This is a genomic window from Streptomyces sp. NPDC059743 (assembly GCF_042732975.1).
Lineage (GTDB): Bacteria > Actinomycetota > Actinomycetes > Streptomycetales > Streptomycetaceae > Streptomyces.
This window is the reverse complement of sequence record NZ_JBHWGS010000016.1, coordinates 1-24752: the sequence shown is the minus strand read 5'-3', so window position 1 is coordinate 24752 and position 24752 is coordinate 1. Positions and strand designations below refer to the sequence as shown.

Annotated in this window: 19 protein-coding genes and 9 pseudogenes; 12 read left to right on the top strand and 16 right to left on the bottom strand. The window is 66.1% G+C overall.

What is annotated here, in order from left to right; all coding sequences use genetic code 11:
* Window positions 1-290: 290 nt before the first annotated feature.
* Window positions 291-773: pseudogene (locus tag ACFV6H_RS26855) on the bottom strand (NAD(P)-dependent oxidoreductase); the annotation flags it as partial.
* Between ACFV6H_RS26855 and ACFV6H_RS26850 the strand changes: the two are divergent.
* From ACFV6H_RS26850 to ACFV6H_RS26840, 3 genes and pseudogenes are all read left to right on the top strand, one after another.
* A complete protein-coding gene (locus ACFV6H_RS26850) occupies window positions 700-1419 on the top strand; it encodes a zinc-binding dehydrogenase (protein ID WP_385546789.1) in 720 nt (239 codons plus the stop codon). The pseudogene ACFV6H_RS26855 and the gene ACFV6H_RS26850 overlap by 74 nt on opposite strands.
* A gap of 439 nt (window positions 1420-1858) precedes the next feature.
* Window positions 1859-3010: an L-dopachrome tautomerase-related protein gene (locus ACFV6H_RS26845; RefSeq protein WP_385546786.1), complete on the top strand. Its 1152-nt coding sequence runs from the start codon at window positions 1859-1861 to the stop codon at window positions 3008-3010.
* Window positions 3011-3730: 720 nt separating this feature from the next.
* Window positions 3731-3802, top strand: a pseudogene (locus ACFV6H_RS26840) (hypothetical protein); the annotation flags it as partial.
* Window positions 3803-3977: 175 nt separating this feature from the next.
* On the opposite strand, the gene ACFV6H_RS26835 reads toward ACFV6H_RS26840, so the two are convergent.
* Together ACFV6H_RS26835 and ACFV6H_RS26830 are read right to left on the bottom strand one after the other, a co-directional pair.
* Window positions 3978-4442: a class I SAM-dependent methyltransferase gene (locus ACFV6H_RS26835; RefSeq protein WP_385546783.1), complete on the bottom strand. Its 465-nt coding sequence runs from the start codon at window positions 4440-4442 to the stop codon at window positions 3978-3980.
* Window positions 4443-4723: 281 nt separating this feature from the next.
* A pseudogene (locus tag ACFV6H_RS26830) lies at window positions 4724-5593 on the bottom strand (AraC family transcriptional regulator N-terminal domain-containing protein); the annotation flags it as partial.
* Here ACFV6H_RS26830 and ACFV6H_RS26825 point away from each other — a divergent pair.
* Window positions 5593-5805: pseudogene (locus ACFV6H_RS26825) on the top strand (putative quinol monooxygenase); the annotation flags it as partial. The pseudogenes ACFV6H_RS26830 and ACFV6H_RS26825 overlap by 1 nt on opposite strands.
* Before the next feature lie 169 nt (window positions 5806-5974).
* On the opposite strand, the gene ACFV6H_RS26820 reads toward ACFV6H_RS26825, so the two are convergent.
* Window positions 5975-6199, bottom strand: a complete 225-nt coding sequence (locus ACFV6H_RS26820) for a hypothetical protein (RefSeq protein WP_385546780.1) — start codon at window positions 6197-6199, stop codon at window positions 5975-5977.
* A gap of 265 nt (window positions 6200-6464) precedes the next feature.
* On the opposite strand from ACFV6H_RS26820, the gene ACFV6H_RS26815 reads away from it, so the two are divergent.
* The 6 genes and pseudogenes from ACFV6H_RS26815 to ACFV6H_RS26790 all read left to right on the top strand — a co-directional run bounded on the left by ACFV6H_RS26815 (window position 6465) and on the right by ACFV6H_RS26790 (window position 13772).
* Window positions 6465-7412, top strand: a complete 948-nt coding sequence (locus ACFV6H_RS26815) for an RNA polymerase sigma factor (protein WP_385546777.1) — start codon at window positions 6465-6467, stop codon at window positions 7410-7412.
* Window positions 7413-7465: 53 nt separating this feature from the next.
* The gene (locus ACFV6H_RS26810; protein WP_385546774.1) at window positions 7466-8389 is read left to right on the top strand and encodes an alpha/beta fold hydrolase; all 924 of its coding nucleotides are present in this window, start codon (window positions 7466-7468) and stop codon (window positions 8387-8389) included.
* Window positions 8386-9222 (top strand): N-acetyltransferase, encoded by an 837-nt coding sequence (locus ACFV6H_RS26805; protein ID WP_385546771.1) that lies wholly within the window; start codon window positions 8386-8388, stop codon window positions 9220-9222. Before ACFV6H_RS26810 ends, ACFV6H_RS26805 begins: the two co-directional genes overlap by 4 nt.
* 765 nt (window positions 9223-9987) lie before the next feature.
* Window positions 9988-10858, top strand: a pseudogene (locus ACFV6H_RS26800) (AraC family transcriptional regulator N-terminal domain-containing protein).
* Window positions 10859-11701: 843 nt separating this feature from the next.
* Window positions 11702-12283 carry a LysR family transcriptional regulator gene (locus ACFV6H_RS26795; protein ID WP_385546768.1) on the top strand — a complete coding sequence of 194 codons (582 nt, stop codon included), beginning with the start codon at window positions 11702-11704 and terminating at the stop codon, window positions 12281-12283.
* Entirely contained in the window at window positions 12186-13772 is a 1587-nt protein-coding gene (locus tag ACFV6H_RS26790) for an ABC transporter substrate-binding protein (RefSeq protein WP_385546764.1), read from the top strand. Before ACFV6H_RS26795 ends, ACFV6H_RS26790 begins: the two co-directional genes overlap by 98 nt.
* Window positions 13773-14060: 288 nt before the next feature.
* Here ACFV6H_RS26790 and ACFV6H_RS26785 read toward each other — a convergent pair.
* From ACFV6H_RS26785 to ACFV6H_RS26760, 6 genes and pseudogenes are all read right to left on the bottom strand, one after another.
* Window positions 14061-14905 (bottom strand): annotated as a pseudogene (locus ACFV6H_RS26785) (IS701 family transposase).
* Window positions 14906-15105: 200 nt separating this feature from the next.
* Window positions 15106-15930 (bottom strand): transposase, encoded by an 825-nt coding sequence (locus tag ACFV6H_RS26780; protein WP_385546761.1) that lies wholly within the window; start codon window positions 15928-15930, stop codon window positions 15106-15108.
* 124 nt (window positions 15931-16054) lie between these two features.
* Window positions 16055-16363: a hypothetical protein gene (locus ACFV6H_RS26775; protein WP_385546758.1), complete on the bottom strand. Its 309-nt coding sequence runs from the start codon at window positions 16361-16363 to the stop codon at window positions 16055-16057.
* A 650-nt stretch (window positions 16364-17013) separates the two neighbouring features.
* Window positions 17014-17436 carry a hypothetical protein gene (locus ACFV6H_RS26770; RefSeq protein ID WP_385546755.1) on the bottom strand — a complete coding sequence of 141 codons (423 nt, stop codon included), beginning with the start codon at window positions 17434-17436 and terminating at the stop codon, window positions 17014-17016.
* A gap of 732 nt (window positions 17437-18168) precedes the next feature.
* The gene (locus ACFV6H_RS26765; protein ID WP_385546753.1) at window positions 18169-19152 is read right to left on the bottom strand and encodes an alpha/beta hydrolase; all 984 of its coding nucleotides are present in this window, start codon (window positions 19150-19152) and stop codon (window positions 18169-18171) included.
* 197 nt (window positions 19153-19349) lie between these two features.
* Window positions 19350-19667, bottom strand: a complete 318-nt coding sequence (locus ACFV6H_RS26760) for a putative quinol monooxygenase (RefSeq protein WP_384975526.1) — start codon at window positions 19665-19667, stop codon at window positions 19350-19352.
* Between the two features lie 545 nt (window positions 19668-20212).
* Here ACFV6H_RS26760 and ACFV6H_RS26755 point away from each other — a divergent pair.
* Window positions 20213-21055, top strand: coding sequence for an XdhC family protein (locus tag ACFV6H_RS26755; RefSeq protein ID WP_385546750.1), 843 nt, complete (start codon window positions 20213-20215; stop codon window positions 21053-21055).
* Window positions 21056-21127: 72 nt separating this feature from the next.
* On the opposite strand, the gene ACFV6H_RS26750 is transcribed toward ACFV6H_RS26755, so the two are convergent.
* Window positions 21128-21274, bottom strand: coding sequence for a hypothetical protein (locus ACFV6H_RS26750; RefSeq protein WP_385546747.1), 147 nt, complete (start codon window positions 21272-21274; stop codon window positions 21128-21130).
* On the opposite strand from ACFV6H_RS26750, the pseudogene ACFV6H_RS26745 reads away from it, so the two are divergent.
* Window positions 21213-21432, top strand: a pseudogene (locus tag ACFV6H_RS26745) (IS110 family transposase); the annotation flags it as partial. The gene ACFV6H_RS26750 and the pseudogene ACFV6H_RS26745 sit on opposite strands and share 62 nt — an antisense overlap.
* Before the next feature lie 344 nt (window positions 21433-21776).
* On the opposite strand, the gene ACFV6H_RS26740 reads toward ACFV6H_RS26745, so the two are convergent.
* From ACFV6H_RS26740 to ACFV6H_RS26720, 5 genes and pseudogenes are all read right to left on the bottom strand, one after another.
* A complete protein-coding gene (locus tag ACFV6H_RS26740) occupies window positions 21777-21905 on the bottom strand; it encodes a hypothetical protein (RefSeq protein WP_384988226.1) in 129 nt (42 codons plus the stop codon).
* Window positions 21902-22651 (bottom strand): SDR family oxidoreductase, encoded by a 750-nt coding sequence (locus tag ACFV6H_RS26735; protein WP_385546743.1) that lies wholly within the window; start codon window positions 22649-22651, stop codon window positions 21902-21904. Before ACFV6H_RS26735 ends, ACFV6H_RS26740 begins: the two co-directional genes overlap by 4 nt.
* 808 nt (window positions 22652-23459) lie before the next feature.
* Window positions 23460-23695, bottom strand: a pseudogene (locus tag ACFV6H_RS26730) (IS3 family transposase); the annotation flags it as partial.
* Window positions 23696-23736: 41 nt separating this feature from the next.
* A protein-coding gene (locus ACFV6H_RS26725) for an IS5 family transposase (RefSeq protein WP_385546740.1) occupies window positions 23737-24554 on the bottom strand; the annotation gives its coding sequence in 2 pieces (ribosomal slippage) (window positions 23737-24212 and window positions 24212-24554; 819 coding nt in all).
* A 45-nt stretch (window positions 24555-24599) separates the two neighbouring features.
* Window positions 24600-24752: pseudogene (locus tag ACFV6H_RS26720) on the bottom strand (type I restriction endonuclease subunit M); the annotation flags it as partial.

Below are 24752 nucleotides of genomic sequence, written 5' to 3'. Positions count from 1 at the left end.
AAAGCCGCCGTCTACCGCAGCCTCGGCATACAAGGAACGTACAACCCCGGAAAACACCAGGTCCGGATAGAGGCAAACCCCTATCCGGACCTGGTCACTGCTTCCGCATTACCCCACCGGCGTTTACGCTGGTCAGCGATCTGGAGCTGGATCCGCGCCCAGACCCCAGGGCGCCTTGTCGTTGAGCTCGAACCCCGTGCCTGTCAGCTGCTGTGCCCAGCCCACGGTGGCGATCTTGCGACCTGCTGTCCACCCAGCAACGCCAAGCGACCCCAGACCCACGATGGCCATCACGTCTTGGTGTTCTCGGTACTGTAGGAGCGAGTTCCCATACCGACGAGCTTGCCGCCCTCGACGATGAGGTACTCGTCACGGATCGGACGGCCCTCCAGCCAGGACTCCAGGATCTCCCGGGTTCCGGCTGCGTACCGGGCCTGCGCCGGGAGCGACGAGCCCGATATGTGCGGTGTTATCCCGTGGTGGGGCATGGTGCGCCAGGGGTGGTCGGCCGGCGGGGGCTGGGGGAACCACATGTCGCCCGCGTATCCGGCGAGTTGACCGCTCTTGAGGGCGCGGACTATCGCGTCGCGGTCGACGATCTCCGCCCGGGCCGGGTTGACGATGTAGGAGCCCTTCTTCATCGAGCCGATGAGTTCGCCGTCGAACAGTTCCTCGGTGGCGGGTACGAGCGGCGCGTGGATGGAGACGACATCGCACACCTGCACCATGCACGCCGTGGACGAGCGGATCGCCGCCCGTAAGCCCGCTTCTCTGAGCTTCGCCGAGGCGGCTGCCATGCCGCTGACCACGATCACCGCGTGGGAGACGCTCTTCGAGCGTTTCGGGCTGACCGTCGGCTCCACCGGGACCCTGCTGGCGCTGGGCGGGGCCGGCGGCGTCGGGTCGGTCATGATCCAGCTCGCAAAGGAACTCACCAGGCTCCGTGTGCTGGCCTCTGCCACCCGGCCGGAGTCACGGAAGTGGGTGAGGCAGTTCGGCGCCGACGGGATCGTCGACCACCACCGTCTTGTGGAGTCCGCCGGCGAGGTAGCCCCCGAAGGACTCGACTACCTCTTCACCCCGCACTCACGCGGGAACATCGAGGCGTTCGCGCGGATCGTACGGCCCTTCGGCCATATCACCGCCATCGACGAGCCCGAGGGACTCGACCTGCTCCCGCTCAAGCCCAAGAGCATCGCCTGGCACTGGGAGCTGATGTTCACCCGGTCCATGTACCAGACCGAGGACATGAACCAGCAGGGAAAGCTCCTGGAGACCGTCGCCGGACTGGTCGACGGCAAGCGGATCCGTACAACCCTCACCACGACCGTCGACGATTTCTCCGCCACCGGCATGCGCGAGGCCCACCGGCTGGTCGAGTCCGGCCGCACCACCGGCAAGGTCGTCGTCGCTCGCTGAACCGGCTCGGACCGAGCCGACGACGGGCGAACGCCCGACCCCGCGCCCGGTCCACCATGACCGGGAAGCGAACGGCTCACCCGGCGTCGGGGGCGGAGGGCTGATTCGGCTTCCGCGTCACTGGTACCAAGTCGCTGACGAACACCGGAGGTACGCGCCTTCGTCATGCATAGACGAAGCGCGCCCAGACGAAGCGCGCCCAATCGATGCCCTCCGGTCACACTGGGCCGTTGATCGGTGGCTGAGCGTTTGCCGTCGACGAGTCGGCGTCTTAACGTCGGAGCCAGGCTCGGCGACGTTCACCCGAGAACAGCTCGGCCGAAGCGTTGCTGGTGGAGGAGCAAGCATCCTGATCGCCTTTTCACAGAAGGGCGGAGACATGCTTCTACGACGTCGCACCCTTGCCGCACGCCGTGTCCTCGTCTCGGCGGCGGCCCCCGTGGCTCTGACACTGCTGCTGTCCGGCTGCACCCTCGACACGGCCGTCGCGCCCCGGGCCGTCCCCAAGGCGTTCGGTGGCGGCGCAGCCGGTGAGCGGCTGGAGCCCGTCGCCTCGTTCTACGGTGCCATGCCGACCGGGGTGACTGTCTCGCGTACCGGCAGGATCTTCGTGAACTTTCCGCACTGGGGGGACAAGGTCCCCTACTCGGTCGCCGAGATCCGTGACGGGAAGCCTGTCCCCTACCCGGACCAGGCGATCAACGTCGCCGACACCGGCGACCCCGTCCGGCATTTCCTCGGCGTCCAGAGCGTCGTGGTCGACGCCTCCGACCGGCTGTGGGTCGTGGACACAGGACGTATCGAATGGGCCGACGCCCCCGTCGGGGGCCCGAAGCTGGTCGCGGTGGATCTGCGGACGAACAAGGTGGTCCGCACCATCGTCTTTCCCGCCAGCGTGGCGGGGCCCCGCAGCTTCATCAACGACGTCCGCTTCGACCTCACCCGGGGCAAGGCCGGCACCGCGTACCTCACGGACGCGTCCACGGACGGTCCGAACGCTCTCATCGTCGTGGACCTCGCCACCGGTGAGTCCCGGCGCCGGCTGAACAACGACCCCTCCACCCGCCCCGTTCCCGACTTCGTGCCCACGGTCGAGGGACAACCCCTGCTCAACCGGCCGGCGAACGGGCCCACCAGCCCCATCAACGTCGGTGCCGACGGGATCGCACTGAGCCCCGACGGAAAGTGGCTGTACTACTGCCCGCTCTCCAGCCGCACCCTGTACGCCGTGAGCACGGAGGCGCTCACCGACTTCCGCCGGACCGACGCACAGGTCGCGGCGACCATCCGCGATCTCGGCAGGAAGGGCATGTCCGACGGTCTGGAGACGGACAGCGCGGGACGTGTCTACGGGGGTGACATCGAACGAAACGCGCTCGTCCGCCGTGAAACCGACGGGCAGTACCGCGTCCTCGTCCGCGACGACCGGCTGATCTGGCCGGACACCCTGTCGGTCGCCTACAACCACTACCTCTACGTCATGGCCAACCAGCTCAACCGTCAGGCGGTCTACCACGGAGGCGTCGATCTCCGGCGCAAGCCGTACACGCTCTTCCGCCTTCCGATCGACAGTGGCCCCGCCCGACGCTGAAACCGGCCGCGCCCCTGGTGATGAGGATGCCCTGGCGGGTGAGGTAGTCGTTCCATCGCTCCCGGAGCTAAGGCCGCCGTCTACCGCAGCCTCGGCATACAAGGAACGTATGGCTTCGGAAAACACCAGGTCCGGATAGAGGCGAACCTCTATCCGGACCTGGTCACTGCTTCCGCATTACGCCACCCGCGTTTACGCTGGTCAGCGACCTGGAGCTGGATCCGTCCACGGCATCCGCCAGCGATTCCTAGGTCAAGCATTGCCCTGATGAGGCCGCCTGTAGGAGAAGGAAAGGAGGCATGTTTCCAGCGTCATCGGCATCTACTTGAGCCTTTACTACGTAGGCAAGTAATCGAGGACGGTGCCCTGACCGGGTTGGCAGTCCTTGAGAATGCGCTCCAGGTAGCGAATAGCCGTAGCGGCCTTCCGGGCGAGGTCACCCTGACCGTACTTTTGCCGATCAAGTTCGTCAATCACACGCAGCGGTATCACAAGCCGAGTAAGCGGGATGTCCTCGCCCCGGGCCCTGAAGAGTTGACGGACTCCGTTGTTTCGAACTGGCACCACGTCCGCGCAGTTAGCTATGACCAGGGTCTGTTGCGAAAGCTGGTCATGTCTCGTGGGGCGTGGTGATCTGACGGGCAGCCAGTGGGCTCGGCTTGAGGGGTTGCTGCCGCTGGGCAGGAGGCGGGTCGGCCGCCGATCTGGACGCGGCGACAGTTGATCGACGGCATACGGTGGCGGACTCGGACTGATGCGCCGTGGCGAGAGGCGCCTGGACGGTACGGGCCCTGGGATCGGGCGTCCGACCTGTTTCGGCGCCGGCAGCGCAACGGTACGTGGAAGCGGATCTTGGAGCTCTTGCAGGCTGACGCTGACGCCAAGGGCCCTGATCACGTGGGATGTCAGTTTTGGCCCGGTGAAGCGGATACCGTCGCGCGGCTTGAGGTGAAGCGCTACGTCCGTTTCACCGCATGCGCGGTCTGCGGGCGGAATACACCAGGGCGGGAGGCAGGTTGCGGTACACCGTCCTGCCCGCGACCACTTCTTCGAACACTCGCCGCAACTGCGCGAGCCGGTCACGGCTCGGAGGTGCCCAGCGGGCGAAGGTGTAGGCGAATTGCGTGTACACGCCGCTCTCGGAGAGAAGCGAAGCGATCTTCGGTACGAGGGTTTGGCCGTGCGGGCCGGTGAACGCCGACCAGGGCAGGCTGCTCACCACCACGTCCGCCGTGTGCACGCCCCGGTCAGCGAGGATGCGGGGGAGATCCCAGGCAGAGCCAGTGACTATCTCGGTGTCGGGGAACCGCTGAACCAGATGCGTAGCAAGCTTCTCATTCAGCTCGACCGCGATGTGACGGCCACGGCCTGCCAGCTTGCGTTGGATCGCCTCGGTGGCAGGTCCTGTGCCTGGACCGAGTTCCACCACCACGGGCTCACCTCGCTCCGGCACAGCGGCGACGAGCCGCTCGACGAGGCTGGCCGAACTCGGGATCAAGGAAGCCGTCCGGAGAGGGCTGCGCAGAAACTCACGTGCGAAAAGGGCCGTTTCACTCATGCTGTGACCTTGCGGTTGGATGGGATCCAGGGACGGGGCGGCATTTTCCTGCTCTGCAGGAGAGCCAGCGTTGCCATCAAACCGCTGTGACCAGCGGAAAACGTAGACCGATCCTCGCTGACCCTTGCACGATCCTCCTGTGCGGCATGCTCGGCTCAGGGAAGGACGCTTGCGGGTGTGCGTACGGCGCTCCGCATGCGGGCGGCGTCCCGGCTCGGGGGTGCGCCGAACTGGCGGCGGTATTCCCGGCTGAACTGGGAGGGGTTGTCGTAGCCGACACGGTGGCCGACTCCGGTGACGTCGCCGGGGTGGGTGGCGAGCAGCAGCCGCGCCTCTTGCAGCCGGATCTGCTTTGGGAACTGGATAGGGCTCATCGCGGTCACTGCCTGGAAATTGCCGTAGAAGGCGGAGACGCTCATGCCGGAACGCTGCGCCACGTCTTCGACCCGGAAGGGCTGCGCGTAGTGTTCGCGGATCCAGCGCACGGCGCGCGAGACGTGGCTGAGGCTGCTGTCGGCCAGGCCGAGCTGCCGGACCGTCGCGCCCTGCTCATCTCTGATCAGACGCCACAGGACCTCACGTTTGACTGGCGGGGCCAGTACGGCCAGGTCGTGGGGCTCGTCGAGTAGGCGCAGCAGCCGGATGACCGCGTCGAGCAGTGCCGGCGGAGCGTCGCTCACAGAGATTCCCGACGGTGCGCCGCCACTGGCGCGGGGCGTGTCTCCGGATCCGGCTTCAAGTAGCAGCTCGGCAATGGCGGACGGTTCCAGCACGAGACCGAACCCCAGCGCCGGCTCCTCGGGGGCAGCCCGGGTGAACTGCCCCGTGGCGGGCAGATCGACGGACGCGACCAGGTACTGCCCGGGCCCGTAGTCGTATACCCGGTCACCCAGGGCACGGCGTTTGGCGCCCTGGGCGATGACCGCCAGGACTGTGCCGGACATTGAGGGCATCGACGGATCTGATCGTTCGACCTTCGAGACGAGGACGCCGTTGATGGCGGTGGCCCCGTCGGGCCGGGCATGCGAGTGAGTACTGCGTTGTCTACCTCGTCTCCCGTTCCGCCTCCGACTCCGACGTGGTCCATGTCATCGAGGGCTGGACCAGCGAGGAGGACCACCACCGGGTCTTCGCCGGTGAGGCCGCCCAGGCCATCGTGGCGCGGATCGACCCGCTGCTGGCCAAGGAGTCCGCGTACACCGACCACGTACCGGTCCGCGGCAAGGCCACCTTCTGAAGACGGCCGGCCGGTCCTTCCTCGGCCTTCGCGATCCGGCCCTACGGCTCCGCGAGTCCGAGCATCCCTTAGCCATCTCATATCCCCGCTTCCTGTGCTTCCGCCGACGGGCTGGTGGCTGTAACTCGCAGGCCGTGTCGCCTCTGGACACCTCGGTTAAACGCGAGTCCTAGTACTGCAACAGAGCTAGCCATGGCTCATGGCCGGATCCGTCGGTGGTGTCGATATAGGCGGGAACCTTGCTGATCGCAGATTGTGGGCGAGTGGACTGGGCGCCGTAGTACATGAACGCATCGTGCGCCGATTCAATCGAGGAGCCGCGTGCGTCGGTGCAGGTGGCGGTCACGGGGGAGTTCTGGGCGGACGAGGAGCTGCCGCACAGGCTGATGGACATGTGCGGGCTGACGCATCAATCGGCGCGCCTCACAACTTGTTCACATCCAGGCCGAGTTGCGGGCGCTGCCCGCGCTGGAGCGTGGGCACGACGTCCTGCACGAGGACCCACCAGGCTATCTCCGATGAAGCACGTCAACCTCGGCGTCCCGGGCCGCTACGACATCTAGTGCGTCCCAGTTGGACAGGGGCTGGGGCCGGCCGCTGCATCCCCCAGGCATCGCACATGACGAGGATTTGGTAAAGCCTTTGCGTACTATTGCGGGGTGGACGACCTTCTGAAGAGCGGAGCGCCTCAGGACTCCGAACTGGTGCGCGCAGCACACTTGGGCGACGCCCATTGTCTTGGCCTGCTCCTCGCCAGACACCGAGCGGGTATGCACGCGGTCGCGCTGGGCTTGTTGGGTCACAGCCAGGACGCCGAGGATGCTGTGCAGGAGGCGGTGCTTATCGCGCTGCGCCGTATAGGGGATGTACGGGATCCGGATGCGGTTGGTCCGTGGCTGCGGATGGTGGTGCGCAACGTATGTCGAGCGCAGTTGCGCAAGATGTCGGCGGTTCCGATAGCCGAACCCGCACAGGCCGTCGCGATGGACCAGTCGGGCGGCCCACCGGACCCGGCGGAGGTCCTCGACCGACACGCGCTGCGGGACTGGCTCTGGACCACGCTGGAGGACCTGTCTCCCGGCCTGCGGCTGGTGACGATGCTGCGCTACTTCACCGATGTCACGTCCTACGAGGACATCGCGGCGCTGTCTGCCACGCCGGTCGGCACCGTGCGCAGCCGGCTCAACCAGGCGCGCACGAAGCTGGCGGGTGCTTTGCTGAACTCGGCCGATCGGGTGCACGACGATGCCACCGCCCTGAACGCACAGCACCGCAAGCTGGCCGAGGAAACCATGATGTCTGCGTACCGCGGCGAACTCGCCGCGGCACTCTCCGACCGGTGGTCACCACAGACGGATGTGACATGGCCCACGGGCAAACGCACGGGCATCGACTACCTGCCCGCCGCGTTCGATCGTGATGTGTCCGCCGGAGTACGGCACGAGCTGCGGAACGTGGTGGCCAGCCGCGAGGTGGTCATCTGGGAGGCTGCCCTGCTCAACCCGCGGGAGAACCCGTTCCACTGCCCACCGGGTGTCGTGTGGGTGCACTTCCTCGACCGGGGCCGCGTCACCAAGGTGCGCCTTTACCATCCGCGCCGCCGCTGAAACGAGTCCGGGGAGCGATCGAACTTTCCCGGTCCTCACCGCATCTTGTGGGTATGAGAGCAACAACCACAGTCCCGGGCGCCGGGCGGCGTGCGGGGGCCGCTGTAGGTGAGGCACGGACCGTCGTTGTCGGCGGCGTGCGGCAGGTGTACCGCATCGCCGGTGAGGGTCCCGTGTGCCTTGTGCACTCCGGAGGTCCGGGTGTGCACCCGGGGTACCTGCGGATACCCGGGCTGGAACGCGGACTGACGCTGGTGTACCTGGACCCGGTCGGTTCCGGCGACAGTGACCTGCTGCCGGACAGTGACTACTCCGTGTCCCGCTATGCGCGTTTCGCCGAAGCCGTACTCGACGACATCGGCGCCCCCACCGGGTACTTCCTCGGCCACTCACATGGCGGCTTCGTCGCCCTCCAGTTCGGCCTCGACCACCCTGACCGTGTTGATGGTCTGATCCTCCACGACACCGTGCCCGCGAACGGGCGGGACGAGAGAGCGGCCGCGACCAAGGAGATGGCGTCTTTTGCCCAGCGCTGGGCGGATCGGCCGGAGGCGGTCGAGGCAGGCCGAATGTGGGATGCGGTCCATCTGTCACAGACGATGGAGATCGCCGACGACGAGTCGTTCGGGCGCTACATGAACGGCATCCTGCCCGCCTACTTCGCCGACTACCGCAAGACGGTGGAACGGGTAGGCGAGCTCGCCCTGCCGGTCACCCACGACCCGAACCGGCTCCCGGCCAGCTGGGACGTACGGGACCGGCTCGGCACGATCAACGTGCCGACACTGGTGATCGTCGGCACCTCCGACTTCGTCTGCCCGCCCCGCTTCGCGTACGAGATGCACGCCGGAATGCCGGACGCACGGCTGTGCGAGCTGCGCGACAGCGGCCACTTTGGGCACATCGAGCAGGCGGACGAATTCGCCTCCGCTGTGCTGGAGTTCATACACGAACAAGAGATGGGAAACCGGAAGTGAAAGCCACTGTGCCGCTCAGCCTGGCCGAGCAGACCGAGATCGGGGCATACGTCGACTTCGTGGCCGGCGCGCCGGCGCCGGTACGGGAGGCGCTGGGTATCGACTCGTTGGGTATCGGCTCGGTGCTCGCACTGGCGGTCCGCGAGGACCCGAGCCGCTTCTTCAACCGGGCCGGCGGGTTCGGCGACGGCGAGGCGATCACCGCCGACGTTCTGGCACAGGTCTGCGACTTCTACCGCAAGCAGGGTGTGTCCCAGGGCGCGTTCATGATCGCGCCGCCGTTGCTGCCACCGGACTGGGCCTCGACCGTCGCCGAGCTGGACCTCACGAACGGACGTAGTTACGTCAAGCTGGGTTGCGACACGGAGACCATGCTGACCGCGGGCGACGGCATCGCCGCGCTCGATCCCAGCTTGCACGTCGGACTGGTCGAACCACACCAGGCAAACGAGTGGGCCACCGTCATGATGACCGCCTACGGTTTTGACATGCCCGACATGATCGACATGGCCGCATCCTGTGTGGGCAAGCCGAACTGGCAACAGTACGCCGTTCGGGACGGTGAGCGGATCATCGCCGTCGGGAGCATCTTCATCAACGGAGACTGTGCCGACATGTTCGGCGGAGCGACGCTCCCGGAAGGCCGCGGCCGCGGCGCGCACTCGGCACTGCTCGCCATCCGTGCCTGGGCAGCCAAGGCGGCAGGTTGCCGATGGCTCGTGGCTGAGACCGGAGCGGAATCTCCCGGTGACCACAACACCTCCCTCCACAACATGCTGCGCACCGGCTTCCGGCCGCTGTACGAGCGGACCACCTGGCTCTGGCGCGAGTAGCGCGGCCGGGTCAGGAACCGCGGGCGCCCTCCAGCGTTGTCATCAGAATTCTTGACAGGCCGGCAATCTGGATTGGAACAGAGGGCGGCGAGCCTAGGGTGCCACATCCCTGCGCCCTGCCGTCCTCACCACCACGGGGATTCCTTTCCTGGCGTGGCGGGGCATCAGGCCGGTACTCCCCAGGATGGAAGAGAACCTTGCAAGGAGACCCGGATATTGTTCTACCTTTTTCCTGGTGAGCGCAATTGCATGGGAATGCGGATTCCGGTGGTGTGCCCACGGGACCGCCTCTGTCGACCACGAGGTCTCTCTGGGACAGAATGATCGGTGCCCGACCTGGTGTTTCGGGCTACTTATTCATTGAACCGCCAAACGGACACGGGGCTAAATCGCGGAACCATTGCACTATTTCCCGCCCCTGATTGGTTGAGAAATTTAGTATGTCTAACCGAGCTCTTCGTTCCGGCAAGCTTCACTTCTCTCTGCTGGGATCGATGCGTGCCTAAAGCGGCACAGCAGAAGTGCGGCTACGTACCCCCCCCCCCCGAAGGGGCGTGCCGTTCTCGCGGCGCTTCACGAGGGATCCGCGTTCGTACTCCCCGCTCTCGGTGGCGACTCATGCATACTTGCCGACACGCGGGCAGGTTGGCGGTCTGGAGTACCCACAGTCGGGTTCTGTATCGGCCCCTTCCTTTCCCTCTCCGGCACTCTTTCCTGAGGATAGATTGCTGGACTCGGCCTCTACCGGAATGTTTAAATCAAGCTATGTTGCTGAATGAGCTTCGCGCCCTGCTGGCCCGTCACGCCCAAGCCGACGGAACCACCTCCATTGAGGGCGTGCTGATCGGGCGCGCGGAAAAGTCTGACTCGCCGTCGGCATCGATGACCGGAACGCTCATGGCGCTGATCGCTCAAGGCGCCAAACGCCCGCGCCGGGCAGTATCTCGTCGCATCGGTCGATCTGCCCGTCACCGGCCACTTCACGGAGGGCGACCCGGAACATCCGGCCCTGGGTTTCGGCCTGCTGCTTCAGCCGTCGACCGTCGCCGACGTGCTAATGCAAGCGACTCCCGGCGCTCTTCCGCACAATGACACTGCACCGCCCGCCATCGCTGTAAGTGACGCGTCCGATGAACTCCTCGATGCCGTCGTGCGACTGTTGCGCCTGCTCGATCAACCTCGCGACATGGACATGCTCGTACCGCTCATCAAACGGGAGATCTTGTGGCGGCTGATCACCAGCGAGCAGGGCGCGACGGTCCGCCAGATCGGTCTCGCCGACAGCAAGCTTTCCCACATCTCCAAAGCCGTACAGTGGATTCGGGAGAACTATAGAGATTCGTTCCGAGTGGAGGACGTGGCAGAACTCATTGGTATGAGTTCCTCCGCCTTCTTCCGTAATTTTCAAGCTGTTACAGGGATGAGCCCCATACAGTTCCAAAAGAAGATACGGCTCCACGAGGCTCGTCTTCTGTTGGCGTCCCACCCTAAAGATATCGCACATATTGGCTACAGTGTCGGCTATGAAAGCCCATCCCAGTTCAGCCGGGAATATCGCCGTCAGTTCGGCGCACCGCCAAGCCAGGACGTCATTCGCTGGGCAGCGAACGCAGCAGGGCTTACACCCCACCGGTAAAGATGCAGAAGAAATCGTTTCACCACCTTCGCGGGAATCGATACTCCCAAGGTTGCGTGCTGAGACGGCGGCGGTATTTCCGGCTGAGCTGGGACGGGCTGCCGTAGCCGATGTGGTGGCCGGCTCCGGTGGGAACATCGGTCGATCATGGAACCAGGGGTATGACCCAGGTGCCGGCGCGTCGAATCGCTCTCTCCGGCACAGGGATGCGCGGTCACCTGAACGTCTGTGCTGCGGTGGCCGGGCGCGGCCTTACCAAACACCTCCGCCGGGACAAAACGCTCTTTAAGCGTTGCAGTGAACTCGGCGGCCACGGGGAAGCCGGAGGGAAGCCAGCAGGATCAGGCAAGCATCCGGCAATTTTGGGCAGCACTTTCTCCCCCCGGGTTGGATACGCTTCTTTCTGTCTCCACCTCAACCGGCTGATTATTTTCGCAGGGCAACGCGCGTGATGCCCGACGTCCGTCCGCCGCCGAATCCGACAAGACGGGGCAGTTCCATAACCGATGACAGAAGCGTAGGGAACTCCAAATAGGCGAACCTGTCTCTGGATTCAACACCGATTGTGATGCCTTTTCGGGCAACACGGACGCTCGTCATTCAGACCACCGTAAGGAGAAGCACCGCACCATGACCACCGTCACCAGTATTGAGCCGGGAAGGGCCAGGTGTGCCTCACGACTTCATGTGAGGCACGCTGTGCCGAGGAAGGGCTTTCGGTGGTCACCAGAGGTGTAAGCCTCATCGGATTGACTTCCCATAGCAGTGACGTGGCTTTGCCGACGAGTCGGGCCACGCCTGGGGAGCCACGTATTCCTGTGTTCACGGAGATTTTTGCTAGCAATGCAAATACGACGTTTAAGGGATTCTCTGGCCCTCGCGGAGGCGCGCAGCTTCATTCAGGCGGCCGCGCAGAGCCACATCACCCAGTCATCCCTGAGCCAGCGGATCGCGAATTTGGAGAAGGACGTAGGAGCCGTCTTGTTCAATCGCACCACCCGAGTGGTGCACCTCACGGCTGCTGGGGAACTGCTAGTACCACTGGCGCAGCGGATCTTGACGGACGTCGACAATGCGCAGGCCCAGCTGGATGCTCTTGAAGGGGTGCGTCGAGGAAGGCTCTGCATGGGCTTGATGGAGGCACATGGTGACCTTGCGGACTTGGCCGATTCCTTGGCCGTCTTGAGTAGCCGCTACAACGAGATCCAGCTGAAGGTCACGGCGGCATCGGGTACGGAAAACGCCGAGGCGGTCGCCACGCCGGACCAGATCAATTCCGGCCACGCGCGAGCCCTCGCACGGCCGACAGAAAGCATGAGGCAGTTCTGTGAACGTACGCAAACGGTGGACAAGTGCTCCCATCGGGGCTGGTCTCGCGGTGGCCCTGCTCAGCGGGTGCGGCTTCCAGACCGGAGGAGGCACTGACAAGCCCGACAACTCAATCGTCGTGGGCATGTCGGACGACATCCTGGCAGCGGATCCGGCCTCGGGCTACGACCCGGGGTCCTGGCTGCTGTTCAACAACGTCTTCCAGTCCCTGCTCAGCTTTCCCCGAGGGGGCTCGACCCCCCAGCCCGAAGCGGCGAAGTCCTGTGCGTTCGAGAACGGCAGCAGAACCTACCGGTGCACGCTCCGCGACGGCCTGGCCTTCACCAACGGCAACAGCCTCACCTCCGAGGACGTCAAGTACTCCTTCGACCGGGCGATCAGGATCAACGACCCCGCCGGCCCCGCGCCGCTGCTCTCCACGATCGCGAAGATCACCACCCCGGACCCGCGAACGGTCGTCTTCCAGCTCAAGGTTCCCGACGCCACCTTCCCCAACAAGATCGCCTCGGGAGCCGGCTCCATCGTGGACCACAGCAAGTACCCGGCGGACAGCCTGCGTGAGGATGGCAAGGCCGTCGGGTCGGGGCCCTACATGCTGAATTCCCTCGACACGTCGAAGGCGGTCTTCTCGGTCAACCCCGGCTACCGGGGTACGGCGCGGGTGAAGAACTCGGGCATCACCCTCGACCTGTTCCACGGCGACCAGAAGAAGCTGGCGTCCGCGCTGCAGAAGGGTGACATCGATGTCGCCTACCGCGGACTGTCCGCGCGGGACATCTCCCAGCTGGAAGGTTCCACCTCCGCGGCGGACCGGGGCATCGAAGTTGTCGAAGGCACCAGCGCCGAGGTGCAGCACCTGGTCTTCAACATGAAGGACCCGGTGGCCGGACAGCTCCCGGTGCGCAAGGCCATCGCGTACCTGCTGGATCGTGACGCCCTCGTCAGCGAGGTCTACCATTCCACGGCCATCCCCCTGTACTCGATCATCCCGGCCGGCATCACGGCCCACAACACCGCGTTCTTCGACGTGTACGGCAGCGCCCCGCAGCCGGCCAAAGCTGAACAGGCACTGCGTGACGCGGGCGTCACCGACAAGGTGAAGCTCACGCTGTGGTCCACGCCGAGCCGCTACGGCCCCGCCACCGACGGCGAGTTCCGGGAGATCGCCAAGCAGCTCAACGCGAGCGGACTGATCGACGCGGAGGTCAGGTCTCTGCCCTTCGAGCAGTACGAGAAAGAGATCGCGGCCGGCAAGCTCGGCGTCTACGTGAAGGGCTGGGTCCCGGACTACCCCGACCCGGAGAACTTCACCCAGCCGTTCTTCGGCGAGGACGGCGTCCTGCAGAACGGCTACGTGAACAACGACATCACCGGCCGGATCATCCCCGACACCGCCGCCCACGCCAAACGGGGCGCCACCAAGGAGTCCTTCGGCGAGCTCCAGGACCACGTGGCCGAGGACCTGCCGATCCTGCCTCTGTGGCAGGGCAAGCAGTACGCGGTGACGCACGACGACATCTCCGGCCTGGAGTGGACCCTGGACGCCTCGACCGTCTTCCGCTTCTGGGAGATCAGCAAGTACTAGGCCGTGTTTCAGAAGTCCCGTCTGCCCCGCGACGCCCGGCACGCACGCTCGCTGCGTTGTCGGAGTCGCCCGAGTACGTCCAGTACACGGGCGATCCTCCGCCTTGCGATCGCACGCACCGGACGCCGCGGGGCCCGCCCTGCGGGCGGACGACGCTACTTCTGAAACACGGCCTAGTAGTGCTTGGTCAGGTTGGTATGGGTTCTGATGTGTTGCGGTGACATGTGGGGCAGGCGCCGGTCCAGACCGCGAGAAGAAGCTGTATTTCGCGAGCGACCCGGTAGAGGTTCAGGCTGGCGCCGTCTCTTTTGGGGACCGGGTGATGCGCTGGAGGGTGCAGAAGGCGTGTGCGACGGAGACGAGGGTGGCGTGGTGGTGTCGGCCTCTCCAGGTGCGTCCTTCGAAGTGGGCCAGGCCCAGGGCTTGTTTCATCTCGCGGTAGTCGTGCTCGATGCGCCGGCGCAGTTTCGCGGTGCGCACGAGGGTGGCTGGCGGTGTGTCGGCGGGCAGGTTGTTTTCCGGCCGCGATGACCAGGTTCTTCACGGTCCTGGCCGGCTCGGGGCAGACGGGTTGGGGCCTCGGGCCGCGGCCGCTGTAGGACGGGGTGTGCGGCCGTGCCTGGTGCGGGTGGGCGGTGGTCGTGGTGGAGATTCCCGCCACATAACTGAGCCCGCGTTCTTCCAGGCCCAGCCGGAAGGCTGCCGTATCGCCGTAGCCGTAGCCGCCGTCGGCGACAGCGACCGGGACATCGATGCCCCAGGACCGGGTCTCGTCGATCATGTCCAGGGCCAGCTGCCACTTCTCGACATGGCCGACCCCGGCGGGGATGCCGCACTGCGCGCGGCGGGCTGTCCTGGCGGGGTCCGCCTTCGGCGAGGCGTGGTCCCAGCTCTCGGGCAGGAACAGCCGCCAGTCCACGGCCGCCGAGGCACGGTCGGAGGCCAGGTGCAGCGACACCCCGGCCTGGCAGTTGGTGACCTTGCCCGCAGTGCCCATGTACTGCCGCGTCCAGCAGCAATCCCCGCAGATACACCCCGCCCCACCGACGCTGATCCGCCCGCGAGAACGGCTCGAACACCTCCGCCGCGAAGTCCTCCAGATCACACCGGACCGCAGCCAACTCCCCACCCATCACACCCGCTCAACGACACACCCGATCAAACAGACACACCACCACAGAGCGAACCTGACCAAGCCCTACTAACGGTGGTTTGTTGACGGCGAGATCAAGTGGGTGGCCTGCGCGGGCAGTGCGGCCGGGTCGGTGGTCGCGACGACCAGGCGGACGTTGCCGTCGGGACCCCACCAGCCGAGGCGGGCGTCGGCGGCCCATCAGGTCTCGGCACGTCCGTCGCAGAAGGTCCGCTCGACCGGGGTCCAGTCCCCTGGATTCTCGGGGTCCCTCCAGGTCAGGGCGCGGGCAGCGTCGGCGGGGGTGTAGGTGTCCTTGCCGTAGGCCCAGGTGCCGTAGCTCGGTTTGAGGGCCATGACGAACGGCAGTCCCGCCGCGGCGAGCTGTCTGCGGAAGCCGTCCTGGTCGCCGTAGGCGCAGTCGGCGGCCACGGCTCGGAAGGTCGCTCCGGCGGCCTTGGCTGTGCAGGCCAGTTCGGCGGTGATCTGCAGCTTCGTGCGGAAGCCGGGGTCACTCTTGCCCTTGGGGAAGTGATGGGCGGGGCTGTAGGGCACGGCGTGCAGCGGGTAGTAGAGGTTCTCGTCGGCCCAGCAGGTGGTCACCGTCACGATGCCGTTGTCGGTCTTGCCCAGGCGGCCCAGCCACTGCCGACCGATGTGCGCGGTCATCTTCCCGTCCTTGCGGTCCCCCGAATCGTCGATCACCAGCACGCCGCCAGGGTGCGGCGCGGTCGCGGGATCGGTCAGCAGCAGTTCCACCCTGCGGGTGTTGACCTGCTCGTGGTCCCACGTCGACTCGGACAGGAAGAACTGCAGGCGCTGCACCGAGGCGTGCTGGGCACCGACGACGGGTTCGGTGCCAGCCAGGCAGGTCAGTGTCTTGTTGCGGTCCCGCGACAGCAGGAGCCCCGCGAGATACTCCCGAAAGCCGCGGCGCTGTGCCAGGGTGGAGAACAGGTCATCGAAGCGTGCAGCGTATGCTTCCAGCGGGCCTGGAGCGGGCGGACACGGTACACGGCGAGTCATCACAGCTCCCAGGCGGCGAGGCGACGTTCCTCTGCTACCGGCCCACTGCGGCCATGACCCGCCGTCAACAAACCACCGCTGGAAGCCCTGACCGCTCCGGGCCTTGCCGGGACGGGCCTGGTGGTCAGGGGCGGGAGGCGACGGCGCAAATTTGTCGCAGGTGCCGTACCGCGTCGGCCGGATCGGCGATCGCGGTGATCTGCTGCGGCGGGGGCAGGTTGGAGAGCCGGTCGTCCCCGTCGCCGGCGAGTGCCCGTACGGCGACTTCCACGGGCGGAGACATGGGGGCGGTCTCCAGCCAGGCGAGCCCTGCGGGTGGCATGAGCGCGCAAGTGTGCACGGAGAAGCCGGGGTCCAGTAGTACGGCGTCCACCATTAGGCCCTCCGCCTCCTGCTCCGTGTAGTCCATCGTGGTCGAGGCCAGGGCAGACATGGCGGGCGGGGTGCCGGTGAGGTGAGGGAGGACCAGGTCTACGGCCTTGGTTCCGCCGACGATCTGGTCGGCATCGCCGTACCTGACGCGCGTCGGCGTGCCCGCGCAACGACACCCGCCCTGCCGGGGTGCGCACTGCCGCCGGCCCGGTACGGGTGATCTTCATGGCCTCGCCGTCGCCGGAACCGCGATGGCTGCGCATGCAGATGAGACCGTGCGGGATGGCAAGGTCAGTGTGAGCGTCAAGGACCTCGAGCTGACGGTGCGGCGGGCCGGGGCATGGATGGACGGCCTCGGTATCCATGTCCGAGGCCGTTTTCAAATCGAAAGCCCCATCAACTCTCATGGAGGGAGTTGACGGGGCTTCGCCGTACTCTCAGACCGACGGCGACCCGTAGTTCAGTTTGCTGCGCGAACAGACCACCGTGGGTGTCATGAATTTGGTGGTACGAAACTCAAATTCGTGCTCCCCCGTAGCGTGCCTGCCTGATCGTCTTCGTCGGATCCGGTGCCTATTGTTGGCTCAGCTTCCAAAGCCATACTCGGCGGCTCTGCAGGCTCAAGTGGAGGTCATGAGGAATCTCTTTTATTCCAGACCTCCGCAGCCGCGAAACTCCAGGCCGCGAACACTGAGTCAAACGCCGTCGGCATTAACTACTTCCTCCGAGCCAGCCGGAATCCTTGTTGTCCCTCGCGAAGGGGTTGGCTTCAGTGAACCTCATTCGCCAGATGTCCGAGTTGCTGTCCAGCGCCTTTGATTCGCCGGGGAACAGAGTGGTGACCGTCGACGCTACGTTGCCGCTGTAGAACTGGTAGCGGACCTCGACCGGGTACCTGCCGCCGTTATAAGCCCAGACCCAGGCTTCCTTACCGTTACCAGGCGAGAGATCGATCTGCCCTTCGTAACCGTTCCATTTGATATAGTAGACGGTCCCCATGACCCCCGCGTCCCCGGTGCTTGCCGAGACGGGTTGGACGCTTGCCGAGGCGGTGGCGGGCTGCACCATGAGGCCGAGGCTTGCAACAACCGTTGCGAGCCCCAGACTAACTGTCCGGAGTTTTGTTCGCTTCACAGCAGTACCTCCTTCTATTCGAAGTCGATCTGTGCCGCTTCGAACGGGTCCGATCGACGTACGAGCCGCCCACACAAGCCAACTGGCCGTACTGGACGGGCGGTTGTCGATTGAAATTTAACCAGCTCGGGGGGAGAAAATGCTGCCTAAAGCTGGCGGATGCTTGCCTGATCCCGCAGGCCTCGCCGTCCGGCTTCCCGCACTCACCTTTAATACCTAAAAAGCGTTTTGTCCTCGTGAGGGTATTTGACTATTTGGGCGGTATAAGCGGGTTGGGGCTGCACGCGTGGGAGTGTGAGGATCCGTTTGTGGAGTGCGATGTCGTGGACGGGGGTGTATGCGTGTCGGTGACCGGTGCCACAGACTGCGCGAGAACAGGAGATCTGGTTCTGTATCTGGTGTCATGCGGTTATGCATGTGGTGGCGCGTGGTTTGAGATTCTGTGGCCGCCGTACTTGCCGAATGCGGATGCGTTGGGAGAGCGTCGTCACAGAGGGCTTTTCCACCGACATCTCCCATGCCTACGGCATCTTCCGGGAGGGTGCTGGAGAACGTTCGTGGTGCGTGTCGGGAAACAGCGGGCGTCATTGATGGACGCTGGTTGCAGGCACTGCGAGGTGAGGAGACGCGAGGCGATGTCGCTCGGCGGCGGGGCATCGGAGTCGGCCGGCGCTCGATCCGTCGGCCGGCTTGTCGTTGACTGTGGTGCGGGGCTGTCGGGCCCCCACGTTTTCAGTCCTTCTCGGTCTCGCTGGCGGGGGCGGGGGTCAGGACTCGGGTGAGCCAGTCGTTGCGCGTCTGTCGCGCCTCGGCGGAGACCGCGGCCTTCGGGAACAGGGCGTCGAATCCGTGGAAGCCTCCCGCCCAGATGTGCAGTTCTGCCTGGCCGCCGGCTGCCCAGATCCTGGTGGCGTAGTCGACGTCCTCGTCGCGGAAGACCTCGGCCGAGCCTGCGTCGATGTAGGTGGTCGGCAGGTTTGAGAGGTCGTCGGCCACCGCGGGTGAGACATAGACGGGCACCTGGTCGTCCTCGATGTCGCCGAGTACGGAGCGCCAGCCGAACTCGTTCATCTCGCGGGTCCAGACGCCGGGTGTGCCGGAGTACTGCCGGCTGGAGGTGGTGGTGTTGCGGTGGTCGAGCATGGGGCCGATCAGGACCTGGGCGGCGATCGCTGGCGTGCCGTGGTCGCGGGCCAGGAGGGTGACCCCGGCGGTGAGGCCGCCGCCGGCGCTGGCGCCCGCGACGACGATGCGGGCGGGGTCGATGCCCAGTTCGGTGGCGTGTTCGGCGATCCAGAGCAGTCCCTGGTAGCAGTCGTCGACCAGGGTTGTGCCGGTGGCCTCCGGCGCCAGCCGGTAGTCCACGGAGATGACGACCGCGCCGAACAGGTCCAGCCACTCCAGCGGAATGTCGATCTGCGAGAAGCGGTCCCCCATGACCATCCCGCCGCCGTGCATCCAGTAGACGCACGGTGCCCCGGTGGAGCTCTCGGTTCCGGCGGGGCTGAAGACCGACAGCGGAATCCGCGCGCCGTCCGCGGCGGATACGGTGACGTCACGCCGTTCGACTGCACGATCTACGAGCAGGGGCTCGACCGGCATCGACGAGTAGGGGCGGATCTGTGCGAGCGCTTCGGAGTCGAGTTCGGACCGCAGGGGCATGTCGGCGAGCAGCGCGCGCAGTTCGGAATCCAGGCCGGGTCGTGTCGAGGCCATGGCGGGTACCTTTCGTCGGGTTGTGCCAGGTGATCGGGAAGGAAGCGGGCCGGTCAACACGTGCTGTCGCCGGTTGACCGTGCCCGCAGGCGGGCTGGGATCCGGCAGCAGCGCAGCCGCCGGACCCGAGGGATCCTCGGACTCGCGGAGCCGTAGGGCCGGATCGCGAAGGCCGAGGAAGAACCGGCCGGCCGTCTTCAGAAGGTGGCCTTGCCGCGGACCGGTACGTGGTCGGTGTACTCGGACTCCTTGGCCAGCAGCGGGTCGATCCGCGCCACGATGGCCTGGGCGGCCTCACCGGCGAAGACCCGGTGGTGGTCCTCCTCGCTGGTCCAGCCCTCGATGACATGGACCACGTCGGAGTCGGAGGCGGAACGGGAGACGAGGTAGACAACGCAGTACTCACTCGCACCCGGGCTGCCCTCATCCAGCCCGGTCAGCAGCAGACCGACCAACTCATCGCCCAGCCCGGGCTTCGCGGTCAGGGTGGCGCTGAATCCGTAGTTGACGCTCATGACTACCTTCTTCTGCGGGCGGAGGAATGTGAATGTGTGTCCTGGAGGGCGAGCCCAGTGGCTTGCTCCTGGATTCCAGTGACTCCATTCAACCCACATGACCTGCGGAAACGTTAGACAGATGCTCCCGGGCCCTTGCACGATTCTCTCCAGCCTGAGAATGAACGCCCGCTTCCTGCCGTGAAGCACGCGCGCATGCCGACCAGCCCCCACACCCCACCAACCCGACATGGAGCCGGAACATCCGGCCCTGGTTTCGGCCTGCTGCTTCAGCCGCCGGTCATCGCCGACGTGCAAGCGGCTCTCGGTGCCCTCGCACACAACGACACCGCACCGCCCGCCCTCACTGCCGGCGACGCGTCCGATGAACTCCTCGATCGCCCTTCGCGAAGTGGCCGGTGACGGACAGATCGACCGACCGACGAGGTACTGCCCGGCGCGGTGCTCGTACACGTAGAGGAAAAGCGTGGAGGGTGATACGGAATTCCTCTGCAGGGAATGCGGACGCCCCGACAGCCGGCGATCCTGAGTCTGACGAGTGGGTCGTGTCTTCTTTGCTTTGGGTACGGGCGTGGGGCGTTGCGGAGATTCTCACCCGCAACGACGGGCCGGCAAGCCGAAGCCGTCATCGGGAACCAGAGCACCCGCTGCCCTGGGAGGACACGCCGGCCTGTGCCGGAGAACTGCGGGTCCAGATCGCCGCCGCGCCGCCCGAGCCGGTTCACTCCGCGATCACCACGGCACTGGCCGAGGACCGTCCACTCGCGGTACGGGTCGCTCTTCAGCCCCCGTACACCTGGTCGGTGGCCGCCGGCACGGATCAACTGCCCCACAACGGACCCGCCTTCGTGGAAGAGCTGACGAGACGGCCGCGGCTGCTGCTGGTCGGTGCCACGGATCTCGCAGCGATCCTGGCCACCCTGGCAGGCCCGTTGCACCGCAGGACCGTTGTCCTCGACCCCCGGCCAGGCCACATCGCCGCCGGGGCCTTCCCCGACACCGTCACGACCATCCGCGCCTGGCCCGACGACTGGATCACCCGCCACCCGCTCCACGCCGACGACGCGGTCATCACGCTCAGCCACGACCCGCGCATCGACGACCGCGCCATCCGCGCCGCCCTGGCCGGCCCGGCCGGATACATCGCCGCCCTGGGCAGCCGGGCCACCCACGCACAACGCCTGCGACGCCTGGCCGACATCCCGGGACTGGACCGCCTCAACGGCCCGGCAGGCCTCGACCTCGGCGGAACCTCCCTCGCCGAGAGCGCCCTGTCCATCCTCGCCGAGCTCGTCGCGGTGAACAACGGACGCAACGGACGCCGACTGCGCGACGGCCACCTGCCCATCCGCGCCACCACGGCCACGGCGCACGCACAAAGCGCATGACACGACCATGATCGGCCGGGACGCGACTGGACGTCGAAGAAGGCGTGGGAGTGGCGCTAGCTGAAGGTGGGGCTACCCGGCGAGGGTCAGGTCGCGCAGCCGGGCCACGCCGAGGACGGCTTGGTGGACGCCGCCGCCGCGTAAGTGGCAGCCGCGTATCGACGGTGAGGACGAGACGGTCGCCCAGCTGGAGATGATCGTCGGCTTCGATGACGACATGGCCGGCGAGGCCACCCGGGTTGCGAACCGGCTCCACGGCCGGCTGACCCAGGATCCCCCCGCTGGAACGAGTACGGGGGCCGCAGTCGCAGCATCCGGCCGCGCTTACGTTGTTGGAACGGTTCGGGTCCCCGGCCCAGATCCGCAAGGCCGCCCGCGCCCCTGGCCACCCCGCTTCGGGCAGCTACTTGATCTCCGCGTCGGCCTCTGCCGGGTCGACACAGGTCGGGGCAGCAGGGTGCGTTCAAGAGATCCATGGCAGCGGTCGGGGTGGCGCAGGAGGCGGATGACGCTGTTGCCGATGAGGTGGCGCGGGCAGATTGCGCGGGCCGACGCTCAGGAGAGATCGACCCGCGCGTGCAGCGACGCGCTGACCGGTATCACGCCGGTCTCGCTCCGGCGACGGCGAGGTCGGCACGGCCTCGGTTTCCTGGGTGTACGGATGTCTCAGAGCCGTGCCGTGTCCAGGTGGTAGCGGATTCCGCAGTGGGCCGACTGCTGGTCAAAACTGTGCGACGACGGGATCCGTGAGGTACGGAGGCCGCGACAGCTTCGCCTCGACGAGGGCGGTCGCGAAGATGCCGAGGTCGACACCTTCGGCCGCGACGGCCCGCTGGAGCTGGTTGATCACTTTGCCTGGGCGAGCCAGAGCGCGTCGGGACCGGCCGGGAATCGCAGCTGGCCGGTCGTGTCGTGCACGGCTCGCCATACAGTCTCGGCGACGTCGCTCTCCTTGGTGAACAAGTCCTGGCCCGTGAAGCCGTCCATGGTCTTCTTCGCCCACGGTGCGTAGGGCGCCGCAACCAGCTCGTCCAGCGGCATGCCGTTCATCGCGTTGGCTGCGAAGTTTGTCGTCAGGCAGGCTCCCGGCTCGACGGTCTTCGCCTGCACACCGAAGGGCGCGAGCTCGAGCGCGAGGGATGCGGTGAACCCCTCAATGGCCATCTTGCTCGCCTTGTAGACGGCCGAGAGCGGCATGTGTCCCAGCACCACGCTGGAGGTCACGTTGACCACCACGCCGGAGCCGCGCTCGCGGAACTGGGACAGCACCGCCTGTGTCGTCGCCATCACGCCGAACGTGTTGGTCTCGAAAACTTCCCGCACCCGGGCCATGGGGGTGCCCTCGAACACGCTGATCGACGGGACACCCGCGTTGTTGACCAGGACGTCGATGGGCCCCGCTGCCTCGAACGCGGCGGTGACGGACTCGGGCTTGGTCACGTCGAGTTCGACGACGCGTAGCCGCTCCGACTCGGGCAGGACGTCCGCACGCGGCGTGCGCATCGTGGCGATGACGTTCCACCCCTGCGAGTGGAAGTAGAGGGCGGTCGCCCGCCCGTATCCGGATGAGGTACCAGTGATCAGAACCGTCTTCATGCTGTGACCCTTGCGATGTGGTGGGATTTGCAGGTGGACAGGCAATTTCCCGCTCCATAGGAGGACGGGTGATTCCATTGAATCGCTCTGACCTGGAGAAATGGTAGAACTATCCTCCCTTCCTCTTGCATGATTCTGCTCCGGCGTCTGCCCCGCTCAGGGAAGGACGCCCGCGAGAGAGTCTTCGGCTCGGATCGTGATTGATCTCCAGAACCGTCAGGACTGAAGATGAGGGTCGGTGCAGCCGATGCCTGGACGGCTCCGGGTCGGGTGGCCAGGGACCGCGGGCCGGCCTTCGGATGCCGAGCGATCCATGCACAGACAGAAGGGAGCAACTGCGCGGTGTCGGCGGCGTTGTCGGGCAGCGTCGGGATTGGGGATTCGCGATGAGTCTTCGCCCACGACGCCGCTCATCCTCGGTTCGAACCGTGCCATGAACCGGGGAAGATGCAGGGAGATGACTGACACGGCTCCCAAACGAGCAGACTGCCCCTGCCCATCTGCAGGGGATGCCGTGACCATGACTGGGGCGATCTTGCACGAGTGGGGGTCTTCCGGGTTTGGCATGAGACTGCGACCGCAGGAGACGCTGCGGCGTACTCAGCAGGTGGCGGGCCGGACGCCGTCCACGCCCCTGCGCCTGCCGGGCAACACCTGTCGACGTAGAGGATCATGCAAGCATGTGCCAGGAATAGTCTAGGGGTTGGGCCGGCGGATCTGATTAGAATTCGTCCCATGAGTGCGAAGGGCGATTTCTTTGCTGTGGTGGTCCCCCGGATTGAGATCGGTACAGGTTCTCGTCAGTGGGCGAGTAGCGAGTGACCCGCCGGAACACGGCAAGACGGGCCTCACGCGCTCCGGGCCAGTGTTTCCTTCCCTGTGATGTCTCCGTTTCAGGCTTGCGCTGAAGGATTCGGCCCCGGCCTTGTCCGCCGAGGTTCCGACCGCCCCGCGTGATCTGGTCACGCCGTTTTCACGGCACACGTTCGCGACATCCTTCGATGCGTACTGAGCGCCATCGTCGCTGTGAAATATCGCCCCTGCAGAACCAGTAGACGCGTGATACCTGACACTAAGAGGGTGTCTCACGTGGCAAGTTTCGCGAGCTTCTTGTAGCAGGTCAGGGCGGCGGCCAGGCCGAGGAAGGCGAGGAAGTGCGAGTCCTTTCGTTCGTATCGGACGGTGAGGCGGCGGTAGCCGAAGAGCCAGGCGATCGACCGTTCGATCTTCCAGCGGTGCCGACCGAGGCGTTCGCCGGACTCGATGCCGGGCCGCGCGATGCGCGCGACGAGCCCGCGCTCGCGCAGCCAGGCCAGGTGTTCGGCGGAGAAGTACGCCTTGTCCGCGCGGAGTTTGACGGGTCGGCGCCGCCGTGGTCCCCGGCGGGACCGGACGGCGGGTATGCCGCGGATGAGCGGCTTGAGGGCGAGGCTGTCGTGCATGTTCGCGCCGGACACGCCGACGGCGAGCGGGATGCCCCGGGCATCGGACAGCACGTGCAGCTTGCTGCCCTTCTTGCCGCGATCGACCGGGTTCGGCCCAGTCAGCGATCCCCCCTTTTGGCGCGGACGGAGGCCGCGTCGACGATCGCCGAGGTCCAGTCCACCTCGCCCCGGGCCCCGAGTTCGTCCAGCACCGCCCGGTGCAGCCGGCGCCACAGGCCGGCCTCGGTCCATACCGTGAAGCGGCGATGCGCGGTGGCGGGCGACGTGCCGAACGTCGGCGGCAGATGCCGCCAGGCACAGCCGCTGGTCAGCGCGTACACCACTGCCGTGAACACGGCCCGCTCGTCACACGGAGCGGTTCCACCACCTTGCGGACGAGCAGCGAACGACGGCAGCAACGGGGCGGCCAGCTCCCAGAGTTCATCAGGAACCAGACGCTTCGACAGATCAGCACCCACGACCGGCATCATGCCGCACGAACATCAAGTCACGTGAGACAACTTCTAAGCTTTGACTGGTGCGGCCGACCTGGCGGCCTGCTCGATCTTCGCGCAGTAGGCAGCACGGGCTTCCTCGTCGATCTGCTTCTCGTGTTCGGCGCGCAACCCGGTCCGGCCGTCGAGGCTCTCGCGCAGGATATCGGCGTGCCCGGCATG

Coding starts and splice junctions, on each gene's coding strand:
- ACFV6H_RS26810 (WP_385546774.1), top strand. CDS start 7,466: ATGAGAGCAACAACCACAGTCCCGGGCGCCGGGCGGCGTGCGGGGGCC.
- ACFV6H_RS26820 (WP_385546780.1), bottom strand. CDS start 6,199: ATGTCCATCAGCCTGTGCGGCAGCTCCTCGTCCGCCCAGAACTCCCCC.
- ACFV6H_RS26850 (WP_385546789.1), top strand. CDS start 700: ATGGAGACGACATCGCACACCTGCACCATGCACGCCGTGGACGAGCGG.
- ACFV6H_RS26780 (WP_385546761.1), bottom strand. CDS start 15,930: ATGACTCGCCGTGTACCGTGTCCGCCCGCTCCAGGCCCGCTGGAAGCA.
- ACFV6H_RS26775 (WP_385546758.1), bottom strand. CDS start 16,363: ATGTCTGCCCTGGCCTCGACCACGATGGACTACACGGAGCAGGAGGCG.
- ACFV6H_RS26760 (WP_384975526.1), bottom strand. CDS start 19,667: ATGAGCGTCAACTACGGATTCAGCGCCACCCTGACCGCGAAGCCCGGG.
- ACFV6H_RS26795 (WP_385546768.1), top strand. CDS start 11,702: ATGCAAATACGACGTTTAAGGGATTCTCTGGCCCTCGCGGAGGCGCGC.
- ACFV6H_RS26765 (WP_385546753.1), bottom strand. CDS start 19,152: ATGGCCTCGACACGACCCGGCCTGGATTCCGAACTGCGCGCGCTGCTC.
- ACFV6H_RS26735 (WP_385546743.1), bottom strand. CDS start 22,651: ATGAAGACGGTTCTGATCACTGGTACCTCATCCGGATACGGGCGGGCG.
- ACFV6H_RS26750 (WP_385546747.1), bottom strand. CDS start 21,274: ATGTCGTCATCGAAGCCGACGATCATCTCCAGCTGGGCGACCGTCTCG.